The sequence below is a fragment of the Pseudomonas sp. KB_12 genome, from assembly GCF_052114545.1.
GTDB lineage: Bacteria > Pseudomonadota > Gammaproteobacteria > Pseudomonadales > Pseudomonadaceae > Aquipseudomonas > Aquipseudomonas brassicacearum.
Genome location: NZ_JBFREY010000014.1, coordinates 51,800 through 66,475, shown reverse-complemented (window position 1 = coordinate 66,475; position 14,676 = coordinate 51,800). Strand labels below are relative to the sequence as shown.

Genomic DNA, 14,676 nt, shown 5'->3' with positions numbered 1-14,676 from the left:
ATCAGATTGGCCCGGACTGTAACTGACGCCCTCCTCGTCATTCGCTTACTGTCGTGGCTCATCCCTCGGAGTGATCCCCATGCCGGATACCGCCAATCTCTACCTGTTCGTGGTTGCTGTCGTGCTTCTGCTGATCGTCCCAGGGCCCAACATGGCCTTCGTCACCAGCCATGCGCTGGCCCACGGCTGGCGTGCCGGCGTTGCCGCCGCCCTTGGCATTTCCTTTTCGGACGTGCTGATGACGATGATGGTCAGCGCGGGCATTGGTGCGCTGGTGATGAGCTGGGCGCCGGCGTTCGACATCCTGCGCCTGGCCGGGGCTGGTTATCTGCTGTGGCTTGCCTGGCAAGCACTGAGAACGCCAGCAGCGACTCAGGATAGCCAGCTCCAGGCGGCTTCGCTGTGGAAAATCTTCTGCCGAGGCGCCCTCAACAGCCTCTTGAATCCCAAGGCGCTGCTGTTCTTCATGGTATTCCTGCCCCAGTTCGTCAACGTCAAGGCTGGCGGCGTCAGTGTGCAGTTGATCTTCCTGGGCGCTTTGCTGGCGCTGATTGCACTCGTATTCCATACGCTGCTGGGTGTTTGCGCCGCTCAGCTCAGGGCGAAGCTGGCAAGCGGCGGGATTTCAAGGCGCCTGGGTACGTATGGTTTTGCCGGGGTCATGGCAGCGCTGGCCGCACGCCTGTTGTTTCTTGATCGCCCGCTTTGACCACTGGCTTCCCTGCGCCAGCGATTGACCTATGCTTAGCCAATCCATTGCGGAGCTGGATCAATGTCGTCCTCGGAAACCACCCTCCTCCAAAGCTGGCACCACAACGCCCAATCCTGGATCGAAGCCATCCGCACGGGTGCCATCGAAAGCCGGCTGACGGTCACGGACCAGGCCATGCTACTGGCGGTACAGAGCCGTCAACCTGCGCGCGTGCTCGATTTGGGTTGCGGCGAAGGCTGGCTGTTGCGGGCGCTGGCTGAACGGGGCATCGAAGCGGTTGGTGTGGATGGCGACGCGACGCTGGTCGATGCGGCGCGGGCGGCGGGTTCCTCGCCGGTGCATCTGGCAAGCTATGACGCGCTGGTGGAGGCAAAGGTGGACGTCGGCAGCGGCTACGACCTGATCTGCGCCAACTTCGCCCTGTTGCACCAGGACATTATCCCATTGCTCGCCGCGATGAATGCCCTGCTCAGCCCAGGCGGCGCGCTGGTGGTGCAGACGCTGCATCCATGGACCGTGGCGGCGGGCGATTATCAGGACGGTTGGCGAGAAGAAACCTTCGATGGGTTCAAGGGCCAATGGCAACGTATGCCGTGGTACTTCCGCACCTTGTCCAGTTGGCTCAATGCCTTGGACATGGCCGGTTTCCGATTGGTGATCCTGCAGGAACCGCAGCATCCACAAAGCCCGGTGCCGCAGTCGTTACTGCTGGTGGCCGAGCAATCCCCGTCATGGCGTTAGCGACTCGACGGTAAAACACCCCGAGCGATACACCCTGCGCGCCTGCAGTCCGCGCTTTTGCAGGGTTTTCCTGACGGTTCTGAGAAACATGCCGTGAGAGACAACGATCGTGGTCTTCCCCGGTTCGCCGCAGCTGTTGTAAAGCTCATCGGCGATACCGAGCGCCCGCTGGTGTTCGGCTTTTCGGCTGGTGGCGCCCAGTGAAATCCCCAGCAACCACAGGATCCTGTGCAAGGCGAACCAATGCCTCACGCCCATTTTCAAGACAGGAATGCTGCTCAGCCGCAAGTCGTATTCACGTAGTCGAGCATCCTGTTGGATACGTGTGGCTTCGAATAGCCGGCATGCCGTCGCGTAGGCTCTGTTGACGGGCGAGGAAATGATGCTGGCTTCGGTCGCCAAAAGCACTTGGGACAAGCCCGGTTGGCTCAGGAATGCGGCAATTTCACCCTCATCGATGGACGAGGTCTGATTGTATTCATCCAGCAGCAGCTTGGCTGAACGCGCGTTGCAGGGTTTGTAATCGATCAGCGGCGTGGCATGGCGTATCAGGTAAATCACAGCGACAGCTCCCTTGCGTTGTCTTGAAAATCCCTTTCGAAGCGCACCTGTATACACGTAACGACGCCATTGATCGAGTTTGGTAAATATCGTGGCGAGGGAGCTTGTGTAGGAGCTGTGTAGGAGCTGTCGAGTGCAACGAGGCTGCGATCTTTCCCCTGACACTTAAATCTCAAGCGAAAGATCAAAAGATCGCAGGCTTCGCCAGCTCCTACAGAGCCCTGGGAGAGCAAGCTCTGGCCAGAAATTGCCGGGAGCTTACCAAAGGGCCATCGTGTAGCTGACGATCAACCGGTTCTCATCCAGGTCGTTGCCAAAATTCGAGCGCACCGTTGCGTTGCGCCATTTCAAGCCCAGGCCCTTCAAGGTTCCATCCTGTACCACATAGGCGATATCCGTGTTGCGCTCCCATTCCTTGCCTTCGCCCGGTGCGCTGCGCTGGACGTTGTCGCCGGTGATGTAGCGGGTCATGAAGGTCAACCCGGGTACGCCAATGGCCGCAAAGTTGTAGTCATAGCGCGCTTGCCAGGAACGCTCGTCGATGTTGGCGAAGTCGCCGATCTGCACGAAGTTGACCAGGTAGGGATCGCTGCGTCCGATGTACGGGAACGGATCGTCGCCGCTCATGCGCTGGTAGCCCAGGCCCAACGCATGGCCCGCCAGGCTGTAGGTGAACATGGCGCCGAAGGCCTGGTTGTCGAGTTCGCGAAAACTGCCGTCTTCGGTGCTGCGCGAATAGCGCACGTCACTCTTGAACGACTGGCCTGCGCCCAGGTCCAGGGTGTGGACGAAGCCGAGGTAGTTCTGCTGGTAGATGTCTTCCAACAGGCTATAGCGGTATTGAGCCGTGAGGTTCGGCAGGAACTGATAGTCCGCTCCGGCGAACTGGAACTTGTCGCTGCTACCGCCGATGCGGTTGGCGGTCATGTCCTGGTAGTCGGTGGAGTCGACAAAATTGATCTGCGTGAGTTGCCCGGCAGTCAGCTTCAAACGATCGATTTCCTGCACGCTCAGCAAGCCACCCTTGAACGTTCCCGGCAACAGGCGCGTGTCGTTGGAACTCACCGCAGGGTCCTTGATCTGCAACGTTCCCAGCTTCAAGGTGCTGTTGGACGCACGGACTTTGGCCGTCAGGCCCAGCTCGCCATAGCGGTCTTGCGAACCGCCAGACAGATCCGCTGGCAGCAGGTTGGTGCCCGCCGTACCGCCCCCGGAGTCCAGTTTGAAACCGGCCATGCCCAAGGCATCGAGGCCGAAACCCACGGTCCCGGCGGTGTATCCCGACTCCATCCGCAGCAGAAAGCCCTGCGCCCATTCTTCGGCCTTGTCCCGTGCCCCTTCCTGGCGGAAGTCGCGGTTGAAGTAGAAATTGCGGGCCTCCAGGCTGCCTTTGCTGTCGGCGATGAAGTCGGCCTGGGCGTTCGGTACGCCGATCAGGCTCAGGCCCAGCAACGTACCGGCGGGGGTATAAAACCAGGTGGATGTGAAATGCCCCATGGCATGCTCCTTTTTTATGGACACGAGCGAACCCTCTCGGGGGCGTTGCAATCGCGTCCGATGGTTGTTGTTTTAAGAGTTGTTGTGGCGTCCGCGCTGTGCGCGGACGTCACGGTTGGTCAGGACTCGAGCTGTCTGCCGCGGGTTTCCGGCAGGCTCAACGCCGCCAGGATCACCACGCCATAGGCGCCGGCGGCAAACACGCCGATCCCGGTGCCGATGGGCAAGGTGTTGCTCAACGCGCCGATGAACAATGGGAACAGCGCCGCGATGGAACGCCCGGCGTTGTAGCAGAAGCCCTGCCCCGACCCGCGCATGCGGGTGGGAAACAGCTCGGTCAGGAATGCGCCCATGCCGGCGAAGATGCCCGAGGCGAAGAAGCCCAGTGGAAAGCCCAGCCAGAGCATCCAGGTGTTATCGATGGGCAGTTGGGTGTAGGCCAGGACGATTGCCATGGAGCCGACTGCGAACAGGATGAAGTTCTTCTTGCGGCCGATGGCATCGGTCAGCAACGCACTGGTCACGTAGCCGATGTAGGAACCGACGATGACCATCGCCAGGTAGCCGCCCGTGCCGAGCACACTCAGGCCGCGTTCGGTTTTCAGGTACGTCGGCAACCACGTAGTGATGGCGTAGTAGCCGCCCAGCGCACCGGTGGTCAACAGCGAGGCGCGCAACGTCGTGCTGAGCATCCGTGGGGCAAATATCTCGAAGAATGCCCAGCGAGAGCCCAGTTCCGGCTTGGCCTGGCGCTCCCGCACCGCATGTTCGAAGGTATCCGACTCCTTGACCAGTCGACGGATCACCAGCACAAACAGCGCCGGCACCAGGCCGATCATGAACAATGCCCGCCAGGCGTCTTCCGGCGGCAGGAAACTGAACAGTCCGGCATACAACAGCGCGGTCAGCCCCCAGCCCAGCGCCCATCCGGCCTGCACCATGCCCACTGCTTTGCCACGGTCCTTGGAACGGATCACCTCGCCGATCAATACCGCCCCCGCGGTCCATTCACCGCCGAAGCCAAAGCCCATCAAGGTCCGGGCCACCAGCAATTGCTCGTAGTTCTGCGCCAGCCCACACAGGAAGGTGAAGAATGCGAACCACAGGACCGTCAATTGCAGGGTCCGTACCCGGCCGATACGGTCGGACAGGATCCCGGCGATCCAACCGCCGGCCGCCGAGGCCAGCAGCGTGCAGGTGCCGATCATGCCGGCGTCGCCCTTGGAAATCCCCCAGGTCGCGATCAGGGTCGGGATGACGAAGCTCAGCATCTGCGTATCCATGCCGTCCAGGGCATAGCCGATCTTGCAGCTCCAGAATGTACGTTTTTCATTTTTCGACAGGGGGCCGTACCAACTGAACGGGCCCGTGCGCCCTGTCCCGGTGGTTACGCAGTCAGTCATGGTCTTTTCCATGGAAGGTTCCTGCGGCAGCAAGCGAAGATGACGGACACGCCTCGTTATTTTTTTGTGAAGGCGTTGTCGTTGGGGATGCGGACGCAGTGGCTGCGTCGTGGAGCGGATTCTTGGTGGCGGATCGGCACAGCGTCAAACGGGAAAAACAACAGATGGGACATAAGAAAACTTGATGCCCCAACGGCCCGATCTGGAGTAACAATTGCAAAACAATTGCAACATAAGAACCACCCGCACCCAGAGAGCCTTCATGAACCTCAAATTCCTCGAAACCTTTGTCTGGGTCGCCCGGCTACAGAGTTTCAGCCTCACCGCCGAGAAGATGTTCAGCACCCAGGCGGCGATCTCCAGCCGAATCGCTTCGCTGGAAGAGGAGTTGGGCCTGCGCCTGTTCGTACGGGATTCGCGCGGGGTTTCGCTGACACCTGAAGGCCTCAAGGTGCTCGACTACGCCGAACAGATGCTCGAAGTGCAGCGGGCGTTGAAGCAGTCACTGGACACCACCAGCCCGCAGCAAGGCCTGGTGCGCATCGGCGTGATGGATACGGTGATCCACACCTGGCTCAGCCCGTTGATGTCGATGCTGATGCAAGCCTTCCCCGCCGTGGAAATCGAAATCACCGCCGACGCCGCGCGCAATCTCTGTGACCAATTGCAAAAAGGCTACCTGGACATCGTGTTCCAGACCGATCTGGTCCGCCACGAAAGCGTGCGCAACCTGGAACTGGGTCACTACCCCATGCACTGGATCGCCGCCAGCCAGTCGATCTATGCCCGCCCCTATGCGTCGCTGGTGGAGATGGCCGGCGAGCGCATCATCACCTTCGTCAAGCATTCGCGACCGCATCAGGATGTACTCAACCTGTTGTACGCCCATGGCGTGAGTGCGCCGCGGGTCAGTTGCGTCAACTCGGTGTCGGCCATGACCCGGCTGATTCGCGACGGATTCGGCATCGGCGCCTTGCCCGCCGCGCTGGTGGCCAAGCCCCTGGCCAGCGGCGAATTGATCCAGCTCGAACCCGGCACCGCCCTGCCCCAACTCGGCGTCGTCGCCTCGTGGCGCGCTGGTGTCGGCCTGGAACTGGTCGAGAATATCGTGCAGATGAGTCGCCAGGTGGTCAGCCAATACGCCGTTGATGTCGGGCCGCAACGCATGGTGGCGGCTCCCGGGCTGAACAGCCAACCACCTCTTGAATAACTTTTAGTTGTCACGGGGTAGCAATATTCCTTGTTGGACGTCATCGCCACGGTGTTCTCAAAGTAGCGAACGAACGCTTGGAGAGCCCCGTAATGATGTCCTTCGAACAACTGCAGCAATGCACGCCCCTGGCCCTGCGCCAAAGCATCGCCGCCGGCCAGTACCAGGGCCACACCAGCGGCCTGGGCCAGGGCCGCGTGCAAGCCAATATCGTGATTCTGCCCGGCGACTGGGCCAATGAATTCCTGCGCTACTGCACCCTCAATCGCCAGGCCTGTCCGGTGCTTGATGTGACCGAGCCAGGCGATCCGTTCTTCCGCAACCTGGGCGTCGCCATCGATATCCGCCACGAGGTGCCTCAATACCGGGTCTACCGCCACGGCGAGTTGAGCGAAGCGCCGCTGGACATCGAACACCTGTGGCAGGACGACCTGGTGGCCTTCGCCCTCGGTTGCTCGTTCTCGTTCGAACAACCCCTGCTGGAGGCCGGCATCCGTTTGCGGCACATTGAGTTGGGGCGCAATGTCGCGATGTTCCAGACCAACATCGACACACGCCCCACCGCTCGCCTGTCTGGCAAAATGGTGGTGACCATGCGGCCGATGAAAGCCGCCGCGGCCATCCAGGCGATCCAGATTACCGGGCGCATGCCCAACGTTCACGGCGCCCCGGTGCACATCGGCGATCCGTCACTGATCGGCATTCAATCCCTGGACTCGCCGGATTACGGCGATGCCGTGCCGGTGGAAGCGGACGAGATCCCGGTGTTCTGGGCCTGCGGCGTGACGCCTCAATCGGTGGTCCAGGCCTCGCGTCCACCGTTGTGCATCACCCACGCCCCGGGCTGCATGCTGGTGACGGACTTATGGAACAGTGATTTGTAAACCTCGGACGAGGCTGTTTTTCAACTTGAAGGGACACACGATGAACACCGCTCAGCAATCGATTCAACAGTACATCAGCGCCAAGGACGGCAACCGCCCTCACCTGCTGGACCAGGCTTTTACGCCGACTGCTATTCTGCACATGGTGGTGCGCACCGGTTCCATCACGTTTCCCGACCACGTCGAAGGCCGTACCGCCATTGGCGACGTGCTGGTCAGTCGCTTTGGCCAGACCTTCGAAAACGTCTACACGTTCTGCCTGGCCGCCCCGCCACCGGCCAACGCCGAGGCGTTCCAGTGCAAATGGCTGGTGGCGATGTCCGACAAGAACAGCGGCGAGGCACGCGTCGGTTGCGGCCTGTATGACTGGCAGTTCGATCCGGCGTCAAGCCTGGCCAAGCGACTGACCATCACCATCGAACACATGAAGACCCTGCCGGCGACCGATCTGCCGATGATCATGGCCTGGGCATCACGGCTGGAGTACCCATGGTGCCAGCCTGAAGCGGTTATCGATAACGTGCCGGACTCAGGCGCGCTTCAGGATGTTATCCGGTACCTGGAAGATCTTTGATCAGGCTGCCCATGCGCTTTCAGGAGTCTTCCACGACTGTTTCAAGGAATCGCCCCAAATGAACATCAAGTTTCTCGAAACCTTCGTCTGGGTCGCCCGCCTGAAGAGCTTTCGCCTCACCGCGGAAAAGCTGTTCACCACCCAGGCGTCCATTTCCAGTCGGATCGCCGCCCTGGAGGACGAAATGGGTGTGCGCCTGTTCGTACGCGATTCCAAAGGTGTGTCGCTGACCTCCGAAGGCCAGCGCGTGCTGGAGTACGCCGAGCGCATCATGGACACCATGCAAAGCATGAAAGCCGTGATCAAGGATCCGCGCCAGGTGCGCGGTCGGATCCGCATCGGTGCGATGGATACGGTGATCCACACCTGGCTCAGCCCCTTGGTGACGCGCCTGATGGAATGTTACCCAGCCCTGGAAATCGAACTGTCGGCCGACACCGCGAGCAACCTGTGCTCGCAACTGGAGAAAGGCTACCAGGACATCATTTTCCAGACCGACATCCTGCGCCTGGACAGCGTACGCAACGCGCTGCTGGCGCGTTACCCGATGCACTGGGTGGTGCGCACCGGCTCCGCCTATGACCGCTCCTATGCGTCGCTGGAGGACTTGTCGCAGGAACGCATCGTGACGTTCTCGCGCAACTCTCGCCCCCACCAGGACATTCTCAACCTGCTGCACTCGGCCAACATCGTCTCGCCCCGCATCAACTGCGTGAACTCGGCCTCGGCCATTACCCGCCTGGTTCGCGACGGCTTTGGCATTGGCGCCATGCCCGCGGCGCTGGTCGTCGGCGAACTGGCCCAAGGCACATTGACGTTGGTGGACGGTGTGCCGCTGCCCTCGGTCATGGACATCGTCGCCAGCTGGCGGACCGGCGCGGGAATGGAACGGGTGGAAGACATCGTCAGTCTGACCCGCGAAGTGGTCAGCGAATTCGTCGCACAATTACCGGCCGAGTACCGACTCGATATGAATTAAGCCGCCCATTCATTTCGTCATCAGATATTCACACCGGTGACATACCGTGGGCACCGATTGATCCCGTCCCTCGATCGGTGAGCCATCTGCCTGATGCAAGCATTCCTGAAAAACAGCCCCCCCGAAGCGCCGACTAAAACGCCAACTCATAGGGAACACAGGCATGACGCGCAGAACAGCGACAGGTCCCGTGAAGGTGAGATCTGTGTTCGGTTCCTGTCGTGTGCAGACATCCCCTCGCTGCTTGAGCTCGAACAAAAGAAATGGACGGACGATCAGCGGGCCGATGCCGCCATGCTGGCCTCCCGAATCGCCGCATTTCCTGCCCTGAGTGTCGGTGCGTTTTGCACTCGCAGCGGCACCGCGCAGGCATCGCTGTTCATGAAACCGACCCGGCACGACCATATTCGCCAGTGCCCGACCTGGGCAGATTGCGCGAGGAAACAGCACGGTGACGAATCGGCCAGAACGGATGCGTTGTTTGGCATCAGCCTGAGCAGCGTCGATCCGAAAGCGGCCAATGCGATTTTCGAGTTCTTCTGGCCCTATGCGCTGAAACAAGGCTGGTCGGTCATCTATCTGGGATCCCCTGTCCCGGGCCTGAGGGATTGGCGCTCGAAAAACCCCGGTATCACAGCGGCACACTACATCCTGGGTAAACGCCAGGGAGTGCCGTTGGACCCACAACTGCGGTACTACTTCAAGAAAGGCTTTCGCAAGATCGTCGCCATCAAAGACAACTACTTCCCCCATGAGCCTTCGCTGGATGTCGGCGTGCTGATCCAAGGCAAAGTGCCGCTGTCGGGCCTTTCGTTCATCTGGAAGAGAGTTCCGTTGCCCTGGTTGCAACGCATGAAAAAACTGGTCTTCGTGTGCCTGTGAACACTTCCCGGGCTGTAGCCGTTGCCCGTGCAGTGGCTTTTGCTTCATCGAGCAGCAATCTTCCCAGCTACCTGTTCATGGCACTGTGCGTCCTGAATACCGCCGCGATTGCCTGGCTGGCGACGCACGAGGCATTCGTATGGCTGGCTGTCGCACCGCTGATCGTGCTCCAGGCGATCCTGATGATCGGTGTCCAGGAGATCAAGCATCAAGGCGTGCATCGCCAGTTCCTCGTGGGCACACGCCTCAATGACGCAGTGGGGGTGTTCGCGGCAGGCATTTTTGCGGCCAACTTCGTGGGCTACCGCTACTTCCACCTCGAACACCACCGCAAGACCTGCCAGGCCGATGATCCCGAAGGCTTGATGTACGAACAGACCTGGCCCACCCGCTGGATCAGCCTGCTGGGCGCCGCAGAGCAATTCTGGGTGGCGATCTCCACCAACAGGATCTCCCGCCGCTACCTGCCGCCGAACGCGGTCTGGCGCTGGCGCTGGAACAACGCCTTGATCGTCGTTTTTGCCGGTGCGCTGGCGTTCGGTCTCTATGAGGTGCCTCGCCTGGTCGTCTGCGTCTATCTGCTCCCTTATTGCCTGTTTGCCTGGATGGATTTCTGGCTGACGCAAGCCGAGCACTATGGCGTACGGATCTCGGCCCAAGGCCCGCGCCGCGCGCCCTGTGAGATCACCACGGACGTGCGCCTGCCAAAGGCCCTCTCCTGGCTGATCCTGCATCGTTCGCTGCATCGCACCCACCATCATGCGCCTGCAACCCGCTGGTTCCACGCGTACGCGCAATCGAGGGTGCTCGCCAAAGACAAGCCCGGTGGCATGACAGACCTGCCCACGTTCGTTGCGACATGGATGCGACTCGGTCCCAGACTCTGGAAATAAGCCATGAAAAACAACTGCGAGCCCTTCTGGAACGACACACCGATCAGGACCTACCTGTTCGATGCCTTTTCGGTGCTGCTGCCTGCCGGCGAACAATTTGTGATTTCGGTGGTGGAATCATCCGCGTTGCAGTTGCCGCCAACCTCGCCACTGGCTGACCAGTCACGCGACTTCGTGGCCGAGGAACGCGCCCACCAGCGAGCCCATCGCCTCTACAACCAACAACTGGAAAAGCAGGGTTTTGCAGTCAAGAAATACGAACACGAGATCGAAAAGGACCTCGATGCCCTGCGTGCCAAACTGTCACTCCATGCGCAGCTGTCCCTGGCCGCGGCGTTCGAGCATGTGACGGCCGTCACCTCGCGGATCGCCTTGCGCAGTGGCGGGCTGCTTTCTACCAGCGCCTCCCCGCAAACACGCCTGTGGCGCTGGCACTGCACTGAAGAAGTGGCTCATCAGCACGTCACCACCGATCTGCTCCAGGCGTTGGGTGTCCCCTATTGGCAGCGGATTGTCTATTTCTTGGCCGCATCGGCGCTGATGACCTTCGATGTCCTGCGGCATCTGCATGGTTTTGCTCGCTGGGACATTGCCCGCGGCCGCGTCAGCGCCAGGCAGCTGGGATGGGCCACGGGGCGCCTGCTGCTGCGCGACGGCGCGAACCTGGTGCTGCTGGCAAGCGGATGGGCCGCCTACTTTCTTCCGCTGAAAACGAATGCGATGGCGGACTGTAAGTGAACTGCAATATCGCCGACTTATTCTGGACCGAGCGCACGGCGGCGAATGGCTGGTTGTGCATGTCGCCCGCTCGGAATGATCCAGGGAGTTCGCCATGAAAATCAGTGTGTTCGGAAGTGGTTACGTAGGCTTGGTGCAAGCTGCCGTGTTGGCCGAAGTGGGCCATGACGTGGTGTGCATGGACATCGACGAGCGCAAGGTCGACAGCCTGCGCCAAGGCCAGGTGAGCATTTACGAGCCGGGCCTGGCCGCGCTGGTGCGTGAAGGCCTGGAGGCTGGCCGTTTGCATTTCACCTGCGACGAACAGCTCGCCGTGCAGCACGGCCAAGTGCTGTTTATCGCCGTGGGCACGCCTTCCCGGGACGACGGCAGTGCCGATCTGAGCCAGGTCCTGGCCGTCGGCGAAGCCGTCGCCCGCTACCGCGAGCAACCGCTCATTGTGGTGGAGAAGTCCACCGTGCCGGTGGGCACCGGCGACGTTCTGCGGGCGCACATCGACAAATGCCTGCTCAAGGCCAGTCGCCTGCTGCAGTTCGATATTGTCTCCAACCCCGAATTCCTCAAGGAAGGCTCGGCGGTCGCCGATTGCCGTCGTCCGGATCGCATCGTGATCGGCTGCGAGCGCGATGAAGTGCGCGAAACCATGCGCGACCTGTACGCCCCGTTCAACCGCAACCACGACCGGGTCCTGTTCATGGACCTGCGCAGCGCCGAGCTGACCAAATACGCCGCCAACGGCATGCTGGCGACCAAGATCAGTTTTATCAACCAGATCGCCGAACTGGCCGAACACCTGGGGGCCGACATCGAGTCCGTGCGCCTGGGCATCGGCGCCGACTCGCGCATCGGCTATCACTTCATCTACCCGGGATGTGGCTACGGCGGCTCGTGCTTTCCCAAGGACATGCGTGCCCTGATCCACACAGCCGAGCAGGCTCATTGCTCCAGCGACCTGCTGCAAGCGGTGGAAGCCATCAACGGGCGGCAGAAACACAAGCTGTTCGAGCGGATCAACGCGTTCTACCAGGGCGACCTGCGCGGCAAGACCTTCGCCCTCTGGGGCCTGGCCTTCAAGCCCAACACCGACGATATGCGCGACGCACCGAGCCGCACCTTGCTGGAATCGCTTTGGGCCGCAGGTGCCAGCGTCCGCGCGTTCGACCCGGAGGCGATGCAACAGACGCAATTGCTCTACCCCGACGAGCCCCGACTCATGCTGATGGGCACGCCGGAATCGGTGTTGCCGGGGGCCGACGCGCTGGTCATCTGCACCGAATGGCAGCCCTTCAAGGCGCCGGACTTCGACCTGATCCAGCAACGGCTCAAGGCCCCGGTGATTTTTGACGGTCGTAACCTGTTCGATCCGGAGCGCATGGACGACAAGGGTTTCACCTATTTCCCGATGGGTCGCGGGCAGTCGCGCAACCTGCCTATCGCCCAGCAAACGTGGTTCCCAGCGTCGAGAAGCGCGTGACCGGTGGCGTTACCTCAAAATTAATGCACTCAAGCAGCATTAATATGAATTTGTAAGCAAGGGTTGTGAACGGCACACTGTGCAGCGTTCCTCCCCCAACTGTTGGAACACTTAAAGGGCTTTCTGGGACCTCCCCGTAAGCCCCTTTTTTTGTTCGTTTTTTGGATTGTCGCTTAATGCTTTCTCGCTGGTTCCCCGCCGCTATCAATACCCGTCCCACCGAATGGAGCCGCGCCGCCATCGGCATGGCGCTGGGGACGATGTTCAGCGTCTGGCTCTGTGGCCAGGTATTCGGCCTTGAGGTGGCGCAACACCTGATCGGCCCGCTCGGCGCCTCGGCGGTGCTGTTGTTTGCGGTGTCATCGGGCGTCCTCGCCCAGCCCTGGTCGATTGTCGGCGGTTACCTGTGTGCGTCGGTCGTCGCGCTGCTGGTGGCCCATGTATTGGGTCGCACGCTGGGTAGCGCCTGCCTGGCGGCGGGCATGGCGCTGGTGTTGATGTGCTGGCTGCGTTGCTTGCATCCACCGGCAGGCGCCCTGGCGGCGACGCTGGTACTGGCCGCCCCGTCTATCATTACCTTGGACTGGCAAGCCGTTGGCGCGGCGATGCTGGCCGGTTCCGGGCTGCTGGCCTTTGCCCTGGCCTACAACAACCTGACGCGGGTGCGCTATCCCAAGCGAGCCAGCGAACCGGTGGCCGTCATACCGGCTGACCACCCTCCCGTCGACCGCCAGGCGATCACCGCCGAAGACCTGAAACTGGCCTTGGCAGAAATGGAAGCATTCTTTGACGTCACACCGGAAGATCTCGAGCAATTGATCCACGTCAGCGAGCGAAATGCCAAGCGCCGCAGCATCGCGGAGGTTCTCTCTAGTCGCGGTTGAGCCTGTGGCTGCTATAAATATGCAGAAAGGACCTGCACGTATCCCGGTTGTGCAATGCAAATTTGCACTGGTACGATCCTGAATGGGTACGCGCGACACAATTCATAAAGAAGAATAAAAGCAGGGAGTTAGCGATGACAGCTCAGGTTTCATCACACGCTGCGGGAACCATCGAAACCGCGGCCTATGAGGTGCTGGTCGAAGTTCGCAATCACATTGGCCATTTGACCCTGAACCGCCCCGCCGGCCTCAATGCCCTCACCCTGGGCATGGTGCGCAGCTTGCAGCAACAACTCGATACCTGGGCTCTGGACCCACAGATCCGCGCCGTGGTGCTGCGTGGCGCGGGCGAGAAGGCGTTTTGCGCCGGCGGTGATATCCGTTCGTTGTACGACAGCTACAAGCAGGGTGACACCCTGCATGAAGACTTCTTCGTCGAGGAATACGCCCTCGACCTGACGATTCATCACTACCGCAAACCGATCGTTGCCTTGATGGATGGCTTCGTGCTGGGCGGCGGCATGGGGCTGGCACAAGGTGCCGACCTGCGGGTGGTGACCGAGCGCAGCCGCCTGGGCATGCCGGAAGTCGGCATCGGGTATTTCCCGGACGTGGGCGGCAGTTACTTCCTGCCGCGCATTCCTGGCGAACTGGGTATCTACCTGGGCGTCAGCGGCGTGCAGATCCGTGCGTCTGACGCCTTGTATTGCGGGCTGGCCGACTGGTATCTGGACAGTCGCAAGCTTGAACAGCTCGATGCGCGCCTCGATCGCCTGGCGTGGGGTGATACGCCACTCAAGGACCTGCAAAGCTTGCTGGCCAAGCTTGGTGTGCAACAGCTGCCTGCCCCGCCCCTGGCCGACCTGCGGCCAGCCATCGACCATTTCTTTGGCCTGCCCGACGTGCCGAGCATGGTCGAGCAGTTGCGCCAGGTCACCGTCGCCAACAGCCACGAATGGGCGATTAAGACCGCCGACCTGCTGGACAGCCGCTCTCCCCTGGCCACGGCCGTGACCCTGGAAATGCTGCGGCGCGGTCGGCATTTGAGCCTGGAAGACTGTTTTGCCCTGGAACTGCATCTGGATCAGCAATGGTTCGAGCGCGGTGACCTGATCGAAGGTGTGCGCGCCTTGCTGATCGACAAAGACAAGAACCCGCGTTGGAACCCGCCGACCCTGGAGGCGCTGGACGCTGACCATGTGGCGAGTTTCTTCGACGGCTTCGACGACCACGGGAACTGAGCC

General features: G+C 61.1%; 15 protein-coding genes. 12 read left to right on the top strand and 3 right to left on the bottom strand.

Going from position 1 to position 14,676, the window contains the following annotated elements:
• The first annotated feature begins 79 nt into the window (after positions 1-79).
• Both AB4Z20_RS13565 and AB4Z20_RS13560 read left to right on the top strand, forming a co-directional pair.
• Positions 80-709: a LysE family translocator gene (locus tag AB4Z20_RS13565; RefSeq protein ID WP_214510382.1), complete on the top strand. Its 630-nt coding sequence runs from the start codon at positions 80-82 to the stop codon at positions 707-709.
• Positions 710-772: 63 nt separating this feature from the next.
• Positions 773-1,453 carry a class I SAM-dependent methyltransferase gene (locus AB4Z20_RS13560; RefSeq protein WP_253474928.1) on the top strand — a complete coding sequence of 227 codons (681 nt, stop codon included), beginning with the start codon at positions 773-775 and terminating at the stop codon, positions 1,451-1,453.
• Here the strand turns inward: AB4Z20_RS13560 and AB4Z20_RS13555 are convergent.
• The 3 genes from AB4Z20_RS13555 to AB4Z20_RS13545 all read right to left on the bottom strand — a co-directional run bounded on the left by AB4Z20_RS13555 (position 1,442) and on the right by AB4Z20_RS13545 (position 4,914).
• The gene (locus AB4Z20_RS13555; RefSeq protein ID WP_442090083.1) at positions 1,442-2,014 is read right to left on the bottom strand and encodes a phosphoglycerate mutase family protein; all 573 of its coding nucleotides are present in this window, start codon (positions 2,012-2,014) and stop codon (positions 1,442-1,444) included. The genes AB4Z20_RS13560 and AB4Z20_RS13555 overlap by 12 nt on opposite strands.
• Positions 2,015-2,272: 258 nt before the next feature.
• A complete protein-coding gene (locus AB4Z20_RS13550; RefSeq protein WP_442090082.1) occupies positions 2,273-3,511 on the bottom strand; it encodes an OprD family porin in 1,239 nt (412 codons plus the stop codon).
• Between the two features lie 119 nt (positions 3,512-3,630).
• Complete coding sequence (locus AB4Z20_RS13545) at positions 3,631-4,914, bottom strand: MFS transporter (protein WP_214510379.1); 1,284 nt, start codon at positions 4,912-4,914, stop codon at positions 3,631-3,633.
• 262 nt (positions 4,915-5,176) lie between these two features.
• Between AB4Z20_RS13545 and AB4Z20_RS13540 the strand changes: the two genes are divergently transcribed.
• From AB4Z20_RS13540 to AB4Z20_RS13495, 10 genes are all read left to right on the top strand, one after another.
• Positions 5,177-6,124, top strand: a complete 948-nt coding sequence (locus AB4Z20_RS13540) for a LysR family transcriptional regulator (RefSeq protein ID WP_320388637.1) — start codon at positions 5,177-5,179, stop codon at positions 6,122-6,124.
• 92 nt (positions 6,125-6,216) lie between these two features.
• A complete protein-coding gene (locus AB4Z20_RS13535; protein ID WP_258687978.1) occupies positions 6,217-7,008 on the top strand; it encodes a putative hydro-lyase in 792 nt (263 codons plus the stop codon).
• A 40-nt stretch (positions 7,009-7,048) separates the two neighbouring features.
• Complete coding sequence (locus AB4Z20_RS13530) at positions 7,049-7,582, top strand: hypothetical protein (RefSeq protein WP_258687980.1); 534 nt, start codon at positions 7,049-7,051, stop codon at positions 7,580-7,582.
• A gap of 58 nt (positions 7,583-7,640) precedes the next feature.
• Complete coding sequence (locus tag AB4Z20_RS13525) at positions 7,641-8,561, top strand: LysR family transcriptional regulator (protein WP_214510375.1); 921 nt, start codon at positions 7,641-7,643, stop codon at positions 8,559-8,561.
• A 93-nt stretch (positions 8,562-8,654) separates the two neighbouring features.
• On the top strand, positions 8,655-9,443 hold the full coding sequence (locus tag AB4Z20_RS13520) for a hypothetical protein (protein WP_442090081.1): 789 nt from the start codon (positions 8,655-8,657) through the stop codon (positions 9,441-9,443).
• A 77-nt stretch (positions 9,444-9,520) separates the two neighbouring features.
• Positions 9,521-10,336, top strand: a complete 816-nt coding sequence (locus AB4Z20_RS13515; protein WP_301300935.1) for a fatty acid desaturase — start codon at positions 9,521-9,523, stop codon at positions 10,334-10,336.
• A 3-nt stretch (positions 10,337-10,339) separates the two neighbouring features.
• Positions 10,340-11,074 carry a metal-dependent hydrolase gene (locus AB4Z20_RS13510; RefSeq protein WP_442090080.1) on the top strand — a complete coding sequence of 245 codons (735 nt, stop codon included), beginning with the start codon at positions 10,340-10,342 and terminating at the stop codon, positions 11,072-11,074.
• A 94-nt stretch (positions 11,075-11,168) separates the two neighbouring features.
• Positions 11,169-12,548, top strand: a complete 1,380-nt coding sequence (locus AB4Z20_RS13505) for a UDP-glucose dehydrogenase family protein (protein ID WP_442090079.1) — start codon at positions 11,169-11,171, stop codon at positions 12,546-12,548.
• A gap of 176 nt (positions 12,549-12,724) precedes the next feature.
• Complete coding sequence (locus tag AB4Z20_RS13500; protein WP_442090078.1) at positions 12,725-13,432, top strand: HPP family protein; 708 nt, start codon at positions 12,725-12,727, stop codon at positions 13,430-13,432.
• 134 nt (positions 13,433-13,566) lie between these two features.
• Positions 13,567-14,673: an enoyl-CoA hydratase/isomerase family protein gene (locus AB4Z20_RS13495; protein ID WP_253474960.1), complete on the top strand. Its 1,107-nt coding sequence runs from the start codon at positions 13,567-13,569 to the stop codon at positions 14,671-14,673.
• The last annotated feature ends 3 nt before the right edge of the window (positions 14,674-14,676 follow it).